A 17,911-nucleotide genomic window follows, 5' to 3' on the forward strand; every position below is an offset into this window, starting at 1 on the left:
CTCCGAACTCTCGGTCAGTCGGCCGCGTCCCCGCCGGCGCGGGGTGGCAGGACCGGACGGGCGACGGCATCCTTTTCGGCGTCGGTGCGTGCACCGGTGGTGAGACCGAGCACCGGCGTGGTGGTGATACGGATATCGCCCATCGTGGTGTCGGCGCCGAGTGGATCGCGCCAGATGTTCCACACCGGGGACATATCGAGATGGCCCATATATTTGATATTCGTGCCCTCGGCGTAGTCCTCGTCGCGGAAACCGTCGGCTTCATCGACGATGGTGCTGGTCGCCGTTCGGGCCTGGGCGCCGGAAGTCTCTTCCACATCGGTCAGGCCCGCCATGATCCGGGTGAAGGATTGCTCGTCGGTATCACCGCTGTGTTCCTCGGTGAGGGTGCTCGCGTGCGCGAAGTACTCCTCGGAGCCGATGTAGTCCTTGTACATCCGGGATACCAACGTCAGGAACCGTTCATAGGCCCGTCGATAGGTGTATTCGTGGAATGCCAGAGCATCGGCTTCGCTCATCTCACCACGCAGAAAGGTCGCGATGGAGGCGGCCGCGGTGAGTCCGCCGTAGGTGGCCAGGTGCACACCAGTGGACAACAGCGGATCGAGGAACAACGCCGAATCGCCGACCAGCGCGTACCCGGGCCCGCAGAGCCGGTCCGATACATAGGAATAATCCTGCTCGGCCCGTACCTCGGCAATTTGTTCCGCGCCGTCGACGAGCTTCTGCATCGCTGGTGTGTCGGCGATGATCGCGTGGTAATACGCTTCCCGGGAACCGTATTCGCGGATCCGCTCGGCGGCGATCTTCGTGGAGATCACATAGCCGACGCTGTTCTTCCCGCCGGCGAGCGGAATGTTCCAGAACCAGCCGCCCTCCGGGGTGGATACGACATTGATCGCTCCTTCCGGACTGTCCGGGTGCAGCCGGGCGCCCGTCCAGTACGACCAGATCCCGATATTGCGGAACCCGTTGTGCACCCGCCGCATCTTGAAGTGTTTGGCCAGCAGCCCGGCCCGGCCCGAGGCGTCGACCAGGAAGTCGAACTCGGTGGTACGGACGAGGTCTTCGCCGGCGGCCGCCCATTCGACCGCGGTGGGGCGATCGTCGTCATCGAAGACGACGCGTCGCACGGTAGCGCCTTCGATCACCTCGGCACCCTGGTCGGCGGCGTTGCGGAGCAGGATCTCGTCGAATTCGGCACGGTCGACCTGCCACGACCATGCCTCGGCATCCACCAGCGCCGCCCAGTTCAGTAGCCAGGTGTCGTCCTGCCACTGGAAGTAGCCGCCCCGTTTCACCTGGAATCCGTGCGCCGCGACCTTGTCGTAGGCACCGGACAGGCGAAGCGTCGACAATACCGAGGCCAGTAGTGACTCACCGATGTGATAGCGGGGGAAGGTATCTCGTTCCAGAAGGGTTACCCGGATACCTGCTCGCGCGAGCAGGGCTGCTGTGGTCGACCCGGCCGGGCCTCCGCCGATGACGAGAACATGCGGATCGTGCGCCATAACTGACTCCTGGATCAACTGAACGAACCATGAGGTCCGCCACCGGCGGCCGGACCGACGGGGGTCCATGGCCCGGAGTCGCGATGCCGCTGGTGGTTTCGAACAGAGTGGCGCCTGAAAAAGTGTATCAACGAACGCACAATTGCGCGTGCATCTGCACGATCGAGATGCACATACAGTCAAGAGCGACAACAACTGTCGCACTTGTTGTACCCTTCCGGCCGCATCGGATCACCCGGCCGCACCGAACCGCGGCCGGGTGCAGAGCATCCGAATCCGGAGAATCTCGCCGCCGCCGGGTATCCCGGTCGATCAGCCGGAGCTGCTCTGCGCTGCCCCGACGAGCGACACAATGGTCGCGGCACCCTGTTCTGCCTCCTCGGCCGTATTACGGCCGAAGCCGCACGCGGCGGCCACCCCGTAGGCGGGAGTTTCGCGGGCCTTTTCGAAGAGAGACAGCGCTCGGGCGCTCCGGTCGGGGTCGTCGGTGGAGACGACGCCGGCGATCACCCGCCACGCGGGTCCGAGTTTGCGCAGCGGCGCGTAGAACTCCGGCTCGACCGGCGCGGGATGGGAGCCGTAGGCACACGGGATATGTACCGGGGGAACGGGCACTCCGTGTTGTGCGAGACGGCGGCCGGTATGGTTGAGCAGGGCGACGGCGGGTGCCAGATTCCGCGGGCTGAGCAAGCTTTCGTGCTGGTAGTCGCCGTAACACAGGTGCAGTATCGTCCCCGAATCGATGCCGTGCTCGTGATCGATCTCGTGTACCTTCGCCAGGAATCCGGCCAGTTGTCCGGCGACAACCGGCGCCAGCGCCCAGAGGGCACCCAGTTGTTGCGCTTTCACCGTGCCCAGGAGCGAGATCGGCGTTTCCACCTGCCATGCGATCAGATCGCCGTGCCGGCGGCGGACTTCGCGCATCTCCTGTAGCACGGCCTCGGTATAGACGGGGAGTTGCCGCAGCGCGGCGAGTGCCAGATTCGACCGGCGCAACGCCAGTCCGATCGGTAGCCCACCGGCCACCGCACCACCGGCGTGTACGAACATGGCCAGATCCAGTGGATGGGGCTGGCTGAGCTGGAGCTTGGTTCCGGCCAGTTCGGGCCGGTCGCGTAGAAACGATTCGAAGGCCGCTACCACTCGGTCGATCCGTTCGATCCGGTTCATCGAGATATCGCGCGGTTCGAGAGTTCGACCGGCCCGGACACCGTAGGTCGGGAAATCGGCGTATCCGTCGAATCCGCCCGGCCGCAGCACCTCCAGCGCGTCGGTGCGGGTTCCGAGATCCTGCAGATAGGCCAGGATCCAATCGGGGTCCAGGTCACAGGGGATCGCGGTGACGGGATGACCGCCGGTATGGGCCGCGAACCAGTCCAGGACGCCACGATCGCCTCCTGTCATCAACTCACGGGGGAGGCTACCTACGAAATGCGCGTATCTGGTCATGCGTCACTCTTCTATCGCCCGGCTGGAAGACGGCCGGCTCAGCGCCGATCGCCCGAAGCGGCCGACACGCATCCGGCCGATCGTCGCCGATGGAACTGTGCCGCATGGCGGTTCGGCCGCCATCCGATGATAGCTGCCCCACATCGTCGGAGGACCCGCTCTCGCGCATCCGGGACCAGCGGATCGCCGGCCGACCGGATGTGCACGCCGGGTTCACCGACCCCGGAGAGCGGCCTCCGAGCTGCGCATGACCTCGGTGTCCAGTTCCTGGATCTGGATCGTGACACCGTCGGGGTCGATCAGCCGCAGACTGCGTCCGAAGTCCTCCTCGACGAGTTCCGGGGTGTACCCGGCGGCACGAAGGCGGGCGGCGACCGTTTCCAGCGGTTCGTCGGTGGCGAAACCCAGTTCGACCGTGCCCGGTGGACGGCCCTTCGAGACCGCGGCATCGTGGACGCCCACCGCGCCGGCATCGGCGTCGAGTTGGGTCCAGACCGACAATCCGGTCTCGGCACCGGATCGCAGGCCGAGTCCGGCGTAGAAACGGCGGGACGCTTCGACATCGGCGACATATCGGATCGGGAGTGCGGTCAGCACGGGTCCTCCTGAGCACAGCGGGCGGCCGCGGCCACCCGGCGACGGGCTTTCTACCCGTCCGATCGTGCACCGGCCCGCCGGACCCGGTCCCGATATTTGCCGGTGAACGCCGGATTCCGACACCGCCGGGGTCCGTGACGCCGGAATCCGGCGCCACAAACGGTCCGCCGGTGGTGACTACTGCCGGGTGATGGGAACGCACCGTCCGTGGCGAATCGCCGCGGGCCTCGACACAGCGACGGTCACGGCTTCGACTGGCTCGGAAGCTGGTGTTACCTCATCCGACGATGCTCCGAGAGGTAGACATATGCACAGCACACGATCGGCGTGCCCGCGGCGTCGGTGTGGTTCTTCCGCCCCGTGGTGGACCCTCGCGATACCGGCCCTGATCGGCGCGCTCCTGCTCACCTCGGCGGTTACCCGGACGGCTGTCGGCGAACCGCGGACCGGACCGGGGACACCGGGTTCGCGATACCTTTCGCCGGTGCACCCGCCTATGAGCATGTGGCGCCGCCGCGGCTGACCGGCCCGGATCAGCTCAACCAGCCGCTCGGCGAGGCGGCGGCCGACGCGATCGCCGCTCAGGTGGGTCTCGGCAGAGCCGACGCGCTGACCGAGCACCAGCATCACGATCTCAGCACCGGTGGTGGTGTCGGCGGGAGCCGTGCGGCGGCCGACGTGATCGACGCATGCGTCGAGATACTCACCGATACGGTCGGCCGCCCCGTCTACTCCCAGGTGAACGGGCAGCGCACGCCGTCGGTGCCGGCGAGTTACGGACTGTATGTGAACCCGGGCGGACTGCTGGAGAGCCCGGCCAACGCGGATGCGCCTACCCGGCAGGTGAACACCTTGCTCGCGCCCGGCGGATATATCGGCACCTGGTTGCGGAACAACGACGCATTGCGCACCCTGGCCGCGCTCTACCGGTCCGCCTATACGGTGCAGGCCGCCTACGGATTCGCGGCACAACATATTTCGGGCCCGGCGCAACTGGTGACCAACAGCAAGGACGGGGTGAGCACCGTGGTCGGCATGTCGATGGCGCCGCCGCTGTGGATCGTGAACTTCGCCCTGATCTACATATTGAACCCGTCCCTGGCGGCCCTGATGCCCGCCTATTGGGCTCCCATCCCCGCGCCGGTCGTCGACGCCGTCGAAGCGAGCCCCACCGGCCGGGTTCCGTTCGCCGACTACGCGTCCTACTTCCGGTGACGCTGCCTAGATGATGCCCCGGGTTCGTAGCGCCGCCACCTCGGTCCCGGATTTCCCGAGCAATCCACTGTAGATCTCGTCGTTGTGCTGTCCCGGCCGAGCCGATCCGGCGTTGCGGATGGTCCCCGGCGTAGCGGAGAGCACCGGGATCACGCCGGGGCCCTTCACCTTCCGCCCGATCCGTTCGTCGTAGTGGTCGGCGATCATGCCCCGGGCGTTGAGCTGCGGATCGGTGACGACCTCGGCGACTGTATTGATCGGCCCGCTGATCACCCCGGCCTCGCTCAAGGTGGCGATGATCTCCCCGGGTTGCCGGTGCCGCGCCCACTCGCCGATGATCGCGTCGAGTTCGTCCTGATTGCGGCCGCGGGCGGTATGGTTCGCGAATCGCTCGTCGCCGGCCAGCTCCGGCCGGTCCATCGCCGCGCACAACCGGCGGAACACCGTGTCCTGGTTGGCCGCGATCACCACCCAGCTGTCGTCGGCGGTCCGGTAGATGTTCGACGGGGCGATACCTTCCAGCCGGGTTCCCGACGGGCCGCGGACCACGCCGCCGATATCGTAATCGGGGATGGTGGATTCCTGGACCGCGAGACAGGCTTCGGTGAGGGCCGCGTCGACGATCTGCCCCTCACCGGTCACGGTGCGCCGGTACAGCGCAGCCAAGGCGCCCTGGGCCGCGAACATCCCGGCCAGGCTGTCGCCGAGGGAGAGCGCGAGCCGGGGCGGCGGGCCGCCGGGAAAACCGTTCATATGGCGCAGTCCGCTGGCCGCTTCGGCGACCGAGGCGTATCCGGCCTTACCCGCTTCCGGCCCGGTCTGCCCGTAACCGGAGACCCGCACCAGGATGATGCCGCGGTTGCGCGCCCGCAGCACCTCGTAGCCGAGACCCCACCGCTCCAGCGTGCCGGGCCGCAGGTTCTCCACGATGATGTCGGAACGCTCGGCGAGCTCCAGGAACAGATCCCGGCCCGCGTCCTCGCGCAGGTTCAGGGTGACCGCTTTCTTGTTGCGCGCGTGCACCGTCCAGAAGAAATGATGGCCATCGAGTTCGGCCTGACCCCAGGTACGCAGCGGGTCGGGGGCGTCGGGGGGTTCGAGTTTGATCACTTCGGCGCCCATATCACCCAGCAGGCGGCCGGCGAAGGGGCCGGAGATCAATGTGCCGATCTCGAGCACCCGGATACCGTCGAGAGCACCTGTTGTCGCGGAGTCCATCGCGGCATTATCTCCCCGGCGGCCGGGTATCGAATCGAGGGGGCGCCGAGCCCGGCCCCGGCGCACCGGAACCGGGCCGTTCAGGTGTTCGGTCGTTCGGGTCCCAGACCGCGGGCGCGTAGCCAGTCGTCGACGAGCGCGATCGCCTTCGCCAGCGGTTCACGCTGGTCCGGGCCCAGGTAGTAGTGGTTGGCGCCGGGGATCTCGTGCAGTTCCTTGTCCGCGCAGCCCAGTGCCTCGTAGATTCGGTGGGCGTGCGACGGCGTGCACACATTGTCGGCGGCGTTGTAGAGAACCAGCGTGGGCACCGCGATATCCGGACCGCAGGCCACCGCGTCGCCGCGGGCGTCGTCGATACTCCACTGCGACAGCCAGCTGCGCAGGGTGGTGAACCGGGCCAGGCCGAACGCGCCGGTGTTGACCTCCTGCGGTTCGCCCAGATACGACTCACCGGGTTCGCGGTCGTTGGGGTCCAGGGTGGAATCCAGCACGGTGGGGTCGGCCATGGTGCCGTGCACGACGAAACAGAACTCGTCCTGCGGACGGTCCGAAGCCTGGATCGCCGCGAGTTTCTCCTTCACCCAGGTGGTGATCCGCCGATTGCGGTCGTGTTGTGCCTTCCGATACCGCGTCACGAATTCGGCGCTGTAGGGCGGCTGTTCGGGGTTGTCCGGGTGGTAGAGGTCGAGTTCCGGGTCGCGGCGGGCCGGATCCGCTTCGTCCAGGATCGACGGATCCAGGCATTCGGTGAGGGTGTGATGGCGGCTGATATGGGCGGCCATCAGCAGGATGCCGTCGGCCGGGATCAGCCCGAGTTCGGTGAGATCGGGTCCGTCACCGGACGGGCTCGCGGTCACGGTCGGGTGCTGCGCCTGCTGCTGGTAGTACACCGAGAGCGATCCGCCGCCGCTCCAACCGGCCAGTACCACCTTGCCGTACCCGAGCCGCTGTTTGGCGTCGCGGACGCATTCCCCGAGGTCCTGCACCACTTTCTCCATGAGCAGGGCCGCGTCGGCGCCGCGGTAGCGGCTGTTGCAGACGATGATGTGATGCCCGGCCCGGGCGAGCGCGGTGACGATCGGCAGGTAGGTACCGCTGGATACGGGGTGCATGAGGACCAGCACGGTGTCCGACGGGACATCCCTGGGTTTCACCAGGATCGAGTCGAGAGTGACCATTTCGGTGAGACCACCGTAAGCGTCCCGGGTACCGGAGGTGTTGGCGTATGCGACCACGTACGGGACGCGTTCGACATGGTGGGACATCGTGCTGCCTGCCTTCGCTTTTCGTGCTTCCGAACGGTGGCCGCCGGCCCCGGCTGCGCCGCGTCCGGGCGGTGTCGGTGCCGGACCCTCAATGCGCGCCGAGGTTGCCGGCCATGACCTCGGGGGAGGGGATGAGCCGACGGCGGGTATCGACTGCGATGGTGGTCCAGCCGATCCGGGTGATCTCCTCGCGTTTGCGGCGGGCGCGCTCGCGCATCTTCTCCGGCGCACCGTGGTGAACGCCTTGCGGCGCATGGGAGATCAGGCCCGGCGGCATCGGCACGCCGTACATGTCACCGCCGTGGAAGAACGCGATCTCGTCGTAGTCGGCGTTGCGGTGGTACCACGGGACGGTTTCGGTGCCCGGCGCCGATTCGGCCCGTTTCGGTAGGAAGTTCATCACGTACACGCCGGTGGCCTGCATGAACAGGTGCACGGTGGCGGGTAGGTGGACGGTATCGGACAGAACGACGTTGTAGTCGGCGATATTGAACGTGAACGGGAAATTGTCGCCCTGCCAGCCCACCACGTCGAGCGGATGATGCCGGTAGAACAGTGAAGTCGGACCGCCCCGGTGTACCAGGCGGATCTCGTACTCGTCGCGGCCGTCGTCGTCCATGGCCTGCGGTTCCGGCACGACTATCCGGCTGGGATCGAAGGGGAAGTGCCGGCCCAGTGGGCCCGCCGGGGGTACCCGGAACTCCTCGGTGGCCTCGATCATCAGCCAGGTCGTTTCACTGTCGGGCACCTGGCGGAATGTGCACGCTTTCGGGATGTAGACCCAATCGCCCTCGCGGTAGCGCAGCGGCCCGAACTCGGTCTCCAGCAGACCGGTTCCCTTGTGCACGAACGAGAGCAGATCGCCGTCGATATAGCGCGCGAAGAAGGGCATCTCCTGGGCGCGCCGGCTCAACAGGATCCGGCAATCGGCATTGGAGAACAGCAGCAGCGGCGATCCGGCCGGATCGGTCGAATCGGTGGGTGCCAGCGCGTCGGCGAGGACGTCGACCGGGGCCAGCGGGCCCTGCGCGCGAAACCCCATCGGTTCGTTGCGCCGGTAGAGCTGGGCGGTGCGCCCGGTGAATCCGCCGCGACCCAGTTCATCGTCCTTGAGGCCGTCGAGATCGGCGTGCAGCCGGTCGGGCGTCACGCCTTTCCGAAGGTGCACAAAGGATTCCATAGCAGTATCCCGTCCTCCTCGGGCGCGCGACGGCCATGGACGGCGACCGGGGCCGCCCCTCCGCGATCCGCCACACCGCGCAGCTTTGTGATCGCTGTCACCCTCGCAGAGAAATTGATAGCTGTCAATATAATCCGGTTCATGGACGCAGAGGTCACATCGGAACCACGGGGGCCGCGCAAAGGCCGGGGCCGGCCGCCCGCCGGTGATTCACCGGCGTCCGCGGACGAGATCCTGACCGCCGCCCTGCGGGTTTTCGCGCGCGACGGATTCGCCGGGGCGTCGGTGGCGGCGGTCAACCGGGAACTCGGGGTGAGCCACAACCTGATCCATCAGCGGTTCGGGACCAAGGAAGCACTGTGGTACGCGGTAGTGGACTGGATCTTCGCCAATGCGGTGACGCTGCTGAGGATCCGCCCCGAACGCGACGATCTACCCCCGCTCGAGGAATTCCGGGCGGGGATCATCCGCTTCCTGGTACTCCAGGCCGAATACCCCGATGTGGTCCGGTTGATCAGTATGGAATCGGCCATCGAGGGCCCCCGCCTGACCTATCTCTACGACCGCCACATCGAACCGATGCTGGTCCTGCTCGCCGAACCGCTGAAACCGTTGATCCAGCAGCAGATCCTGAACCGCAACGATCTGCGCACCCTGCACTTTCTCATCGCTCACGGCGCCACCGCACCCTTCGCACTGCTTCCGCTGGCCACCCGGATGGCTCCGGCCGATCCGCGGTCCGAGCGGGCCGTGCGCCGGCACGCGCGCCTGGTCGCCGACACCATCGTCGCCGGGATCGAGGCCCGCGCCGCTCGTTCGGGTGCGGACCGGCTCGGCAGCCGATGATTTCACCGTCGGTACCGCGAGCCGCCGACAGCGGAGCCGGGCGCGTGTCGAGGGCCCGCCCGCATCGCGAGCCGTCGCTGCGGCTCGCGCGGCGGGAAATTCGGTGCCCGACCGCCCTGCGCACCTGCCGACAGGGTTACTCGGGAACGCGGCCGAAGTGGAACGGGCAGTGACTGTTGTCGAGTCCGATCGTGGCGGCCCGGGAACCGGAGCCCGGGCCGATCGGGATCGGTCGCATCGATCCGGTTCCTGTCGCGGGCGCCGATACCTGCCGATCCGGCACACCGCGATAAGCTGGCGCGATGGCGCGGGCGCGTGGTGCCGTTCAGCTGACGGTCGACGACTGGTTACAGGCCGGATACACCGTTCTGGCCGAAGAGGGCTTCCGGGCGCTCAAATTGGACGAGGTGTGCCGACGGCTCGGCGTGACCAAAGGTAGCTTCTATCATCACTTTCCGGATATCTCCGCGTTCAAGGACGCGTTGGTGACCTCCTGGGGCGGCTGGCGCGACCGGGAACACCGCCGGATGGACGCGCTGGGTGCCGAGCCTCCGCGGGAGCGGTTGATCGCGATGATGGCACTGCTGGCCAGCCCGGGGCACTGGACCCTGGAACGTGCGATGCGGGAATGGGCCCGGTCCGATTCCCGCGCGGCGGCGAGCACGCGCGCGTCGGATCGGCGGGCACGCCGTGCGGTACGCCAGGCGTTCCTGGACCGGGGTTTCGACCCGGACACCGCGACCCGGCGCGCGGAGTGGCTGTTCGCGATGGGGATCGGCGCCCTGCACCTGTCGAACTCGCCGCGTACCGGGCGGGCGGCTGCGGGCGACCGGGCGGCTCTGGTCGATTTCCTGCTGCGTTCTTGACGGCACGCCCGGACCAGCGCGGAGCCGGCTCAGCCGATGTCCCCGGCCGCGGCCGGGGAAACGGCCGATGCGAGTTCGATCATCGGCCCCGGGGAGTGCCGCGTCACCAGCTGCATTCCGATCGGTAACCCATCGATGTACCCCGCGGGGACACTGATCGCGGGCTCGCCGACGAGATTCCAGACTGCGGTCATCGACAGCAACGCCTTCTTGGTCGGGACGAGGTCACCGGAGATCCGCGAAAGCCGCTCGCCGATAACCGGCGCCGTGATCGGGGTGGTGATCGTAGTGAGGACATCGATCCCGCCGTCGAACAGTTCGGCGACTTCCGCGACGGCTGCCGGGCGCGCGGCGAGCGCCCGCGCGTAGTCCTGCGGGGTCACGTCCCGGGCGCTCCGGAGCCGGTCCAGTGTGTCGGGCTGATAGCGCTCGGGGCTGGTTCTCATCATGGTCTCGTGTACCGCGCTCACCTCGAAGCTCTGGATCGTCTCGAATATCGCGCGGAGTCGCCCCGGCTGCGGGAGCCGCGCCGCGACGAGGCGAACGGCCCCGGCCGCCGCCAGCTCGGAAAGGATCGAGTGGCAGCGGTCGACCAGTGCGGGGTCGGCCGGACCGAGGGCGGCCGGATCCAGCCAGCCGACCGTGATCGGTCCGGTCGCGGGGGGTGCGACCGTCGGTTCCGATCCGAGTTCCCGGTCCAAGATGTGGATGTCGGCGGGGTCGGCCAACAGGAATCCCACGTGGTCGAGCCCGGGCGCCAGTGGGAACACTCCTTGCGTGGGGTACCGCCCGTACCGGGGTTTGTAACCGGTGATCCCGCACAGGGCGGCCGGGACGCGGCACGATCCACCGGTATCGGTGCCGACCGCGAGGGCGACGATCCCGGCCGCGACCGCCGCCGCGCTGCCACCGCTGGAGCCGCCCGTCATCCGGCTGGGGTCGGTGGGGTTGCGCGAGGGGCCGGTGACCGAGATATCTCCGGTGGGCCCGTAGGCGAACTCGTGGGTGACGGTTTTTCCGAGGACGACGGCGCCGAGTTCTTCGAGTCGTGCGACGACGGGTGCCGAAGCGGCGGCGATATTCCCGGCCAGATGGGCCGAGCCGCATTCGGTCGGCATGGCGGCGACGTCGATGACGTCTTTGACCGCGATCGGGATTCCGTGCAACGGTCCGCGCGGGCCGCGGGCGCCGATTTCCCGGTCCGCGGCAGCTGCCCGGTCGAGCGCTCCGGCCCGGTCGACGTAGGTGAAGGCGTTGATCCCGGCGTTCACCGCGTCGATCCGGGCGAGGGCCCGCTCGACGAGTTGGGTCGAGGTGATCGAACCGGAGCGCAGCCCGGCGGCCGAATCGCGGACGGAGAGTGCGGGGGCGCGGGTGTTCGGCTCGCGCAGCGGGGTATTCGCGGAACTCATGGCGTGGGTGTTCCTCTCCGGTTCAGGTGAACAGGCCGACGGCCGGGACGATGGCGGCCGTGCAGATCGCCATCGAGCCGACGCATCCGACGAATCGGTGCACATGGCGGGGGACGAGTTCGCCGAGACGGAAGGCCAGCGGCGGTCCGGCGAGCACACCGAGTAGTACAGCGATCCCGGTGGGGACCGGCGTTGCCGCGAAGGCGATAACGGCGGCGGGTGCCACGGAGACGATGGGTACGAAACTCGGATACCACCCGTGGACCCGCCACTGGTGCCGCCAGATGATCACCGACAGCGTACCGGCGACCAGCTGCGCGCCCAGGATCTGCGGAAACAGCCCGGGAAGACCCTCGCTGGGCTGTATCGCGAGATAGGCGAGAATGCCTCCGGCGATCAGTCCCGCCCCGGCCCATTCGTTGCCGAAGAACGGTGCCTCGGTGAAATCGGCGAGGACCCGGCGCAGAATCCAGGTCGCCGACTGCGGTCGCGGTGGTCCGGGGGGACTGCCCGTCGCGTCCGGTGCGGTCGGATTCGAATAGGAACCCGACTGTGCATCCAGCCAGGGCAGCCGGCGGCACAGGGCGAACGCGGCGTACGCGGTGACCGACATCGCAGCGGTGAAACCGGCAACGGGCGGAATACCCAGGGGCGCGCAGATATAGGTCGCGGCGGCGATCGCGGCCGGTGCGGTGCACCCCGCACCGAGGACCGCGGCGGTCAGCGCGACCCGCCAGCCCTTCCCGTACATCAGTACGACCGCGGGCGTCACCGAGACGAAGGCCACGAACAGCGGTTGCCACGGGGTGTCCGCAGACCGGGTCCAGCCCCACGCGAGATGGCTCAGTACGAGGGCGAGGAGCCCCGCCGACACCGTCCAGACCCAGAGTCCGGAATCGCAGGCTACGGCGAATCCTTTCCAGGTGACATCCCGGTCGCGGACGGCGTGCGCGAACGCGCCACCGGCGAGCATGAGCAGTCCGGCGGCCGCTGTCCCGTAGAACACCGGGTCGGCGAGGTCGCGCAGGAGAGCGCCACCGATGTTCCGGGCACCGGACAGGACGTCGTCGAACCAGCGCGGCAGTTCGGCGTCCGACGCGGTGCGGGCGAGGGCCGGAAGTGCCGCCACTACCGATACCGACAGCGCGGCCACGGCCGCCGCGCCCAGGGCGGCACCGTGCCGGGAACCACTCAGCGCGCGTACCGGCACCGGGCCCTTCATCGCGGAAAGCTCTCGCCGCGGGTGTATCCCAGCATCGGATCGTAGAGGTCGGTCCGACGGTCCCGGTGCAGATCGTTGAGGTCGTTCCAGATCGGCGCGCTGCGGGCGGCCATCAGATCGACGGACGCGGAGACGATGGTGGTCTCCTCCGGTCCCGCGATCTCCGCGAGGGGCCAGCCGTTGGTCCCGGCGATCATCGAGCACCCGAGAAACCGGGCTTCGCGGTCGAGGCCGACACGGTTGGCCGCGGCGATGAACACATTGTTGGTGTGGGCGGCGGTGATCGTCAGGTAGTCGGCCATGCACCGGCCCGCTTCGTCGAACAGCGGGGGCGGTGTCCAGACCCAGTTGTTGCTGGAACAGATGATGTCGGCGCCCTGCTGGGCGAGGATGCGCGGCACTTCGGGGAACCAGATATCCCAGCAGATCAGCATTCCGATGCGGCCGATAGGTGTGTCGTAGACGGGGAATCCCAGATCGCCGGGGGTGAACCAGAGTTTCTCCTGGTTCCACAGGTGGGTTTTGCGATAGGTGCCGATGAGGCCGGTGGGGCCGATGAGCGCGGCGGTGTCGAACAACCGGACTTCGTCGAGTTCGGCGAAGCCGACCACGACGTACACCGAGCGCCGGGCGGCGAATTCGATCCAGGCGTCGATGAACGGCCCGTCGACCGGTTCGGCGTGTGCGAACGCTTCGGCGCGACCGGTGAAGGAGTAGCCAGAGGAGGACAGTTCGGGCAGCACGATGAGATTCGCGCCGCCGGCTGCCGCCGTTTCCGCGGCCGCGAGACCCGCGGCGAGATTCTTCTCCCGATGTTCGAGGCCGACCTGGGGATCGGACTGGACTACGGCGATGGTCACCGGACTGACTGTCATGGCATCGACTCTTTCGGCTGACGAAACTGCTGGCGGACTATTGCCATTGACCAAACGTTTGGGTTAACTTGTCGAGGCAAACACAAACGTTTGGGTTGGAGGTCCTCGGAACGCTAATGTGATCCACGACATGTTGTCAAGACTCGAGAAGGACCCGTTGCCGATGCCGAACCAGCGCCCCGCGACCCTGCAGCAGATCGCCGCCGATCTGGGGTTGCATGTCTCCACGGTGTCGCGGATTCTGAACGCCTCCGCCGCCGACGGCGCGAAAGCGGCCTCGTCGAAAACCGTCGAACGAGTCCGGGCCTATGCGAAAGAGGTCGACTACCGGCCCAACCCACTGGGTGCGGGGCTCCGCACGAAGCGGACCAACCAGATCGCCGCGCTGGTGCCACGCCTGTCGGACCTGGTCCTGTCGACCATCTATGAGGGTATCGACGAGGCCGCCACCGAGATCGGGCTCTCCGCGTTCGTCACCAACACTTTCGACGATCCGGCGATCCAGGAGCAGAAGGTGCAGCTGGCCCTCTCCCGCCGGGTCGACGGGATCATCCTGGGCGATTCCCGGCTCGACGGCGCGGTCGCCGGCGAGCTGCGCCGCCGCCGGATCCCCTATGTACTGGTCAATCGCCGGGCACCCGGACATATCTCGATCACCTGCGACGACCACCTCGGCGGCCGGCTCGCAGCCGAACACCTGTGGTCTCGCGGGCACCGCACCGTCGGCGTGGTCGCGGCCGCGCCCTATGCCAGCACCGGCGACGATCGGCGCGCCGGATTCGCGGACGGATTCACCGAATACGGGTCGCCGATCCCGGAAGAACTGGTGGCGCATTGCGGTTTCGACGCCGAGTCCGGCGCCGAGGCAGCAGATCGGCTGCTGCGGATCCGGCCCGAGATCACCGCGATATTCGCCGTGAACGATTTCGCGGCGATCGGTGCCATGTCGGCGGCCCGGCAACACGGGCGCACCGTGGGTACCGATCTCGCCGTGGTGGGCTTCAACGATATCTCCATCGCCCGCCACCTGGCGGTCCCGCTGAGCTCGGTGCATTCCGATATGCACGCGATGGGCCGCGAGGCCGTGACCACTCTGGCGCGGATAATCGCGGGGGAGACCCCGCGCAGCCGTGCCCTGCCCCCGGAACTGGTCGTCCGGTCATCGTCGGACTTCGGTCCTCCCCGATAGATCCATTCATCACCGAACAACGAGGAACAGATCATGGCTGTCCAGCACTTCGTCCTGCCCGATTTCGAGCTGGAGAACGGCGCGGTCCTCCCCGCGGCGGTTCTCGCGTACGCGACCTACGGCGAACTCGCTCCCGGCCGGGACAACGCGATCGTGTTCCCCACCTGGTTCGCGGGAACCCACGAATCCAACGAATGGTTGATCGGTCCGGGCCGCCCCGTCGATACCGACCACTATTTCGTGATCGTTCCGAACACCTTCGGAAACGGGCTCTCCTCCTCGCCGTCGAACACCGCGGCGCCCTTCGACGGCCCGCGATTCCCCAGTATCACCATGCGGGACAACGTCGAAGCCCAGTACCGGCTCGTCACAGAGCATTTCGGTATCGATGAACTGGCGCTCGTCCTCGGCTGTTCGATGGCGGCCATGCAGACCTATCAATGGGCTGTCGACCACCCCGGTATGGTCCGGCGGGCCCTTCCGTACTGCGGCGCGCCGCGCACACCGGCACACGGCCGGATCTTTGTCGACAGCCTGCGCGCGGCCCTCACCTCGCCGGCGAACGAAGCGGGCGTACCGGCGATCCCGTCCCACGCCGCGTTGGCCACCTTCGCGCGAGTATTCGCCGCCTGGGGTTTCTCGCAGGCGTTCCATCGCCAGGAGGAGTACCGCGCACTCGGTTTCGACTCGCCGGAGGAGACCACCGACGGATTCTGGATCGCGAATTTCGCCGGACTCGATGTGGGCGATGTGCTCAGCCAGCTCGATACGTGGATGACGGGGGATGTCTCGCGTAGCCCTCGGTTCGGCGGCGATCTCCACGGCGCGCTCGCTGCGATCGAGGCGCAGCTCGTGTCGCTGGCCTGCGATACCGACCTGTACTTCCCGCCGGAGGACGAGGCAGCGGCGGCCGCTCATATCCCGAACGGGAAGGCATTGACCATCCGGAGCGTGTGGGGGCACCAGGCGGGTGGCGGCGTCGACCCGGCGGGTGCCGAGGTGATCGGGCAGCAGGTGCGGCAGCTCCTGGAAACCCCGGCCTGATCGGGAGCGACCGAACGGACCGGTGCTGGCGGCGCAGCCGTTCGGCGCTGTCGTACGCCCACCACGCCGGCGGCCGTGTACAGCCGGAACCCGCCCGTCGACCGTGCGGACGGCTGCACCGGCCCGACTTCGTCGTAATGCCGGATGGTCTCGAGGGACAGCTCGGTTCGCGCTGCCAACTGGCCGATCTGCAGATAACGGCCGTCGGCGCCCATCTCAGTGACCGCTGTTCAGATGGCCCGACAACCGCTGATGACGGGCGACCGAGGCGGGATTCAGGCCCAGGATCTCCACTCGTTTGCCCTTGGCGGCGTATTTGGTGGTGACGGCGTCCAGCGTGGCCACCGTGGAGGCGTCCCAGATATGGGTTTCGGACATATCGAGCACGATATTGGGCGGATCGCCGCTGTAGTCGAATCGGTGGACGAGATCGTTGCTGGAGGCGAAGAACAGTTCGCCGCGCACCTTGTATACGCGAGTGGTGTCGTCGTGATCCGTGGTGGTCACGGGGACGACCTCCGTGAAATGCGCGACCCGGTGCGCGAAGGCGACCATCGCCGTCACGACACCGGTGACCACGCCGTAGGCCAGGTTGTGGGTAACCACGGTGACGCCGACGGTCAGCAGCATCACCGCGGTTTCGGCGATCGGCATCCGCCGCAGGGTCGCGGGCGCGAGTGAATGCCAATCCATCGCGGTGATCGACACCATGATCATCACCGCCACCAGGGCCGCCATCGGGATCCGTGCCACCAGCCCACCCAGACCGACCACCAGGATCAACAGGAAAATACCGGCCAGGAAGGTGGAGATACGGGTACGGGCGCCGGAGACCTTCACGTTCATCACGGTCTGCCCGATCACCGCGCAACCGCCGAGGCCGCCGAAGAAACCGGTGACGATATTGGCGACGCCCTGCCCCCAGCTCTCGCGCGTCCTATCGGACGGAGTATCGGTGATGTCGTCGACGAGCTTGGCGGTCATCAGCGATTCCAGCAGTCCGACCACCGCCATCGCGAAGGCGTAGGGCGCGATGATCCGCAATGTTCCGATGTCGAACGGCACGTGCGGAACCATCGGGATCGGTAGCGCCGACGGCAGTTCACCCTGCCCGCCGATATCGGGCACGTGCAGGCCGAATGCCACTGTGACGGCGGTGAGCACGATCACCGCCACCAGCGGTGCCGGTATCGCCGCGGTGAGCCTGGGGAGCAGCGCGATGATCGCGATTCCGGCGGCAACCAGCGGATACACCAGCCACGGGACACCGATCAGCTGGGGGAGCTGGGCGAGGAAGACCAGTATCGCGAGCGAGTTGACCACGCCGACCATCACGCTGCGCGGGATGAACCGCATCAGCTTCGCCACTCCTGTCGCGCCGAAGGCGATCTGGAGTACGCCCGCCAGGATCACCGTGGCGAGCAGATAGTCCAGGCCGTGGTCACGTACCACCGGCGCGACCACGAACGCGACCGCACCGGTCGCCGCGGAGATCATGGCCCGGCGACCACCGGTGAAGGCGATGGTGACGGCCATGGTGAAAGACGCGAACAGTCCGACTCGCGGATCCACCCCCGCGATCACCGAGAAAGCGATCGCCTCCGGGATGAGCGCCAGCGCCACCACCAGCCCGGCCAGTACTTCGGTGCGCAACTGTTTCGGGCTGCGCAGTGCCGCGAACACCGTTCCGGGACGGTCGGTGGGGTGTGCCGTCGACACTGTGGCTGACTCCGTTCGCCGAGCGCGCGGGCCGGTGGTGCACCGCGGGAATTACCGGAAGAGGCCGGGTGGATGCGGGGGTCCGGGAACCGGCAACCGGCCACGTCCGCCGGACATCTGCGGTCGGCGAGCACTCGGCGCGGCAACTCTACCTTCCCGTAAGGGGAGGCTCCCACCTGCTGCCGACCGGAGTGGCGGGGAACTCAGTGGTCTCCGGCAGCCTCGGCGCACCGGCAGACCTGGGGCCATCGGCGCCGGCCCGCGGCAGAGCCCGGCCGGCGCGACGGCAATCGTGCGACCGGG

At 67.6% G+C, this 17,911-nt stretch carries 15 protein-coding genes and 1 pseudogene; 5 read left to right on the forward strand and 11 right to left on the reverse strand.

Going from position 1 to position 17,911, the window contains the following annotated elements; all coding sequences use genetic code 11:
- Positions 1 to 14: 14 nt before the first annotated feature.
- The 3 genes from ACWCPQ_RS09590 to ACWCPQ_RS09600 all read right to left on the reverse strand — a co-directional run bounded on the left by ACWCPQ_RS09590 (position 15) and on the right by ACWCPQ_RS09600 (position 3,557).
- Positions 15 to 1,511 (reverse strand): NAD(P)/FAD-dependent oxidoreductase, encoded by a 1,497-nt coding sequence (locus tag ACWCPQ_RS09590; protein ID WP_449896618.1) that lies wholly within the window; start codon positions 1,509 to 1,511, stop codon positions 15 to 17.
- Between the two features lie 312 nt (positions 1,512 to 1,823).
- The gene (locus tag ACWCPQ_RS09595; RefSeq protein WP_449896620.1) at positions 1,824 to 2,960 is read right to left on the reverse strand and encodes a hypothetical protein; all 1,137 of its coding nucleotides are present in this window, start codon (positions 2,958 to 2,960) and stop codon (positions 1,824 to 1,826) included.
- Positions 2,961 to 3,173: 213 nt separating this feature from the next.
- Entirely contained in the window at positions 3,174 to 3,557 is a 384-nt protein-coding gene (locus tag ACWCPQ_RS09600; RefSeq protein WP_449896622.1) for a VOC family protein, read from the reverse strand.
- 327 nt (positions 3,558 to 3,884) lie between these two features.
- Here ACWCPQ_RS09600 and ACWCPQ_RS09605 point away from each other — a divergent pair, with 327 nt between their 5' ends.
- The gene (locus ACWCPQ_RS09605) at positions 3,885 to 4,772 is read left to right on the forward strand and encodes a hypothetical protein (RefSeq protein WP_449896623.1); all 888 of its coding nucleotides are present in this window, start codon (positions 3,885 to 3,887) and stop codon (positions 4,770 to 4,772) included.
- 6 nt (positions 4,773 to 4,778) lie between these two features.
- Here the strand turns inward: ACWCPQ_RS09605 and ACWCPQ_RS09610 are convergent, their stop codons facing one another.
- From ACWCPQ_RS09610 to ACWCPQ_RS09620, 3 genes are all read right to left on the reverse strand, one after another.
- A complete protein-coding gene (locus tag ACWCPQ_RS09610) occupies positions 4,779 to 5,990 on the reverse strand; it encodes a CaiB/BaiF CoA transferase family protein (protein ID WP_449896625.1) in 1,212 nt (403 codons plus the stop codon).
- 80 nt (positions 5,991 to 6,070) lie between these two features.
- Entirely contained in the window at positions 6,071 to 7,255 is a 1,185-nt protein-coding gene (locus tag ACWCPQ_RS09615; protein ID WP_449896627.1) for a serine aminopeptidase domain-containing protein, read from the reverse strand.
- 88 nt (positions 7,256 to 7,343) lie between these two features.
- Positions 7,344 to 8,435 carry a homogentisate 1,2-dioxygenase gene (locus ACWCPQ_RS09620; protein WP_449896629.1) on the reverse strand — a complete coding sequence of 364 codons (1,092 nt, stop codon included), beginning with the start codon at positions 8,433 to 8,435 and terminating at the stop codon, positions 7,344 to 7,346.
- A gap of 141 nt (positions 8,436 to 8,576) precedes the next feature.
- Between ACWCPQ_RS09620 and ACWCPQ_RS09625 the strand changes: the two genes are divergently transcribed.
- Entirely contained in the window at positions 8,577 to 9,281 is a 705-nt protein-coding gene (locus ACWCPQ_RS09625; protein WP_449896631.1) for a TetR/AcrR family transcriptional regulator, read from the forward strand.
- Between the two features lie 302 nt (positions 9,282 to 9,583).
- Entirely contained in the window at positions 9,584 to 10,147 is a 564-nt protein-coding gene (locus ACWCPQ_RS09630; protein ID WP_449896632.1) for a TetR/AcrR family transcriptional regulator, read from the forward strand.
- A gap of 29 nt (positions 10,148 to 10,176) precedes the next feature.
- On the opposite strand, the gene ACWCPQ_RS09635 is transcribed toward ACWCPQ_RS09630, so the two are convergent.
- The 3 genes from ACWCPQ_RS09635 to ACWCPQ_RS09645 are packed head-to-tail and all read right to left on the reverse strand — an operon-like array spanning position 10,177 to position 13,656.
- Positions 10,177 to 11,559, reverse strand: a complete 1,383-nt coding sequence (locus ACWCPQ_RS09635) for an amidase (protein ID WP_449896634.1) — start codon at positions 11,557 to 11,559, stop codon at positions 10,177 to 10,179.
- Between the two features lie 22 nt (positions 11,560 to 11,581).
- Positions 11,582 to 12,781, reverse strand: a complete 1,200-nt coding sequence (locus tag ACWCPQ_RS09640) for a hypothetical protein (protein WP_449896636.1) — start codon at positions 12,779 to 12,781, stop codon at positions 11,582 to 11,584.
- Entirely contained in the window at positions 12,778 to 13,656 is an 879-nt protein-coding gene (locus tag ACWCPQ_RS09645; protein WP_449896638.1) for a nitrilase family protein, read from the reverse strand. Before ACWCPQ_RS09645 ends, ACWCPQ_RS09640 begins: the two co-directional genes overlap by 4 nt.
- 163 nt (positions 13,657 to 13,819) lie before the next feature.
- Between ACWCPQ_RS09645 and ACWCPQ_RS09650 the strand changes: the two genes are divergently transcribed.
- Both ACWCPQ_RS09650 and ACWCPQ_RS09655 read left to right on the forward strand, forming a co-directional pair.
- The gene (locus ACWCPQ_RS09650) at positions 13,820 to 14,845 is read left to right on the forward strand and encodes a LacI family DNA-binding transcriptional regulator (RefSeq protein WP_449896640.1); all 1,026 of its coding nucleotides are present in this window, start codon (positions 13,820 to 13,822) and stop codon (positions 14,843 to 14,845) included.
- A gap of 33 nt (positions 14,846 to 14,878) precedes the next feature.
- Positions 14,879 to 15,889: an alpha/beta fold hydrolase gene (locus tag ACWCPQ_RS09655; protein ID WP_449896642.1), complete on the forward strand. Its 1,011-nt coding sequence runs from the start codon at positions 14,879 to 14,881 to the stop codon at positions 15,887 to 15,889.
- A 62-nt stretch (positions 15,890 to 15,951) separates the two neighbouring features.
- On the opposite strand, the pseudogene ACWCPQ_RS09660 reads toward ACWCPQ_RS09655, so the two are convergent.
- Positions 15,952 to 16,104, reverse strand: a pseudogene (locus ACWCPQ_RS09660) (MerR family DNA-binding transcriptional regulator); the annotation flags it as partial.
- A gap of 1 nt (position 16,105) precedes the next feature.
- Positions 16,106 to 17,608 carry a SulP family inorganic anion transporter gene (locus ACWCPQ_RS09665; RefSeq protein ID WP_449896643.1) on the reverse strand — a complete coding sequence of 501 codons (1,503 nt, stop codon included), beginning with the start codon at positions 17,606 to 17,608 and terminating at the stop codon, positions 16,106 to 16,108.
- Between the last annotated feature and the right edge of the window lie 303 nt (positions 17,609 to 17,911).

The organism is Nocardia sp. NPDC001965 (assembly GCF_053594175.1).

Excerpts from the sequence above, each read along its gene's own strand:
- ACWCPQ_RS09590 (WP_449896618.1), bottom strand. The coding sequence starts at position 1,511 with ATGGCGCACGATCCGCATGTTCTCGTCATCGGCGGAGGCCCGGCCGGG.
- ACWCPQ_RS09595 (WP_449896620.1), bottom strand. The coding sequence starts at position 2,960 with ATGACCAGATACGCGCATTTCGTAGGTAGCCTCCCCCGTGAGTTGATG.
- ACWCPQ_RS09610 (WP_449896625.1), bottom strand. The coding sequence starts at position 5,990 with ATGGACTCCGCGACAACAGGTGCTCTCGACGGTATCCGGGTGCTCGAG.
- ACWCPQ_RS09615 (WP_449896627.1), bottom strand. The coding sequence starts at position 7,255 with ATGTCCCACCATGTCGAACGCGTCCCGTACGTGGTCGCATACGCCAAC.
- ACWCPQ_RS09620 (WP_449896629.1), bottom strand. The coding sequence starts at position 8,435 with ATGGAATCCTTTGTGCACCTTCGGAAAGGCGTGACGCCCGACCGGCTG.
- ACWCPQ_RS09625 (WP_449896631.1), top strand. The coding sequence starts at position 8,577 with ATGGACGCAGAGGTCACATCGGAACCACGGGGGCCGCGCAAAGGCCGG.
- ACWCPQ_RS09630 (WP_449896632.1), top strand. The coding sequence starts at position 9,584 with ATGGCGCGGGCGCGTGGTGCCGTTCAGCTGACGGTCGACGACTGGTTA.
- ACWCPQ_RS09635 (WP_449896634.1), bottom strand. The coding sequence starts at position 11,559 with ATGAGTTCCGCGAATACCCCGCTGCGCGAGCCGAACACCCGCGCCCCC.
- ACWCPQ_RS09640 (WP_449896636.1), bottom strand. The coding sequence starts at position 12,781 with ATGAAGGGCCCGGTGCCGGTACGCGCGCTGAGTGGTTCCCGGCACGGT.
- ACWCPQ_RS09645 (WP_449896638.1), bottom strand. The coding sequence starts at position 13,656 with ATGACAGTCAGTCCGGTGACCATCGCCGTAGTCCAGTCCGATCCCCAG.
- ACWCPQ_RS09650 (WP_449896640.1), top strand. The coding sequence starts at position 13,820 with ATGCCGAACCAGCGCCCCGCGACCCTGCAGCAGATCGCCGCCGATCTG.
- ACWCPQ_RS09655 (WP_449896642.1), top strand. The coding sequence starts at position 14,879 with ATGGCTGTCCAGCACTTCGTCCTGCCCGATTTCGAGCTGGAGAACGGC.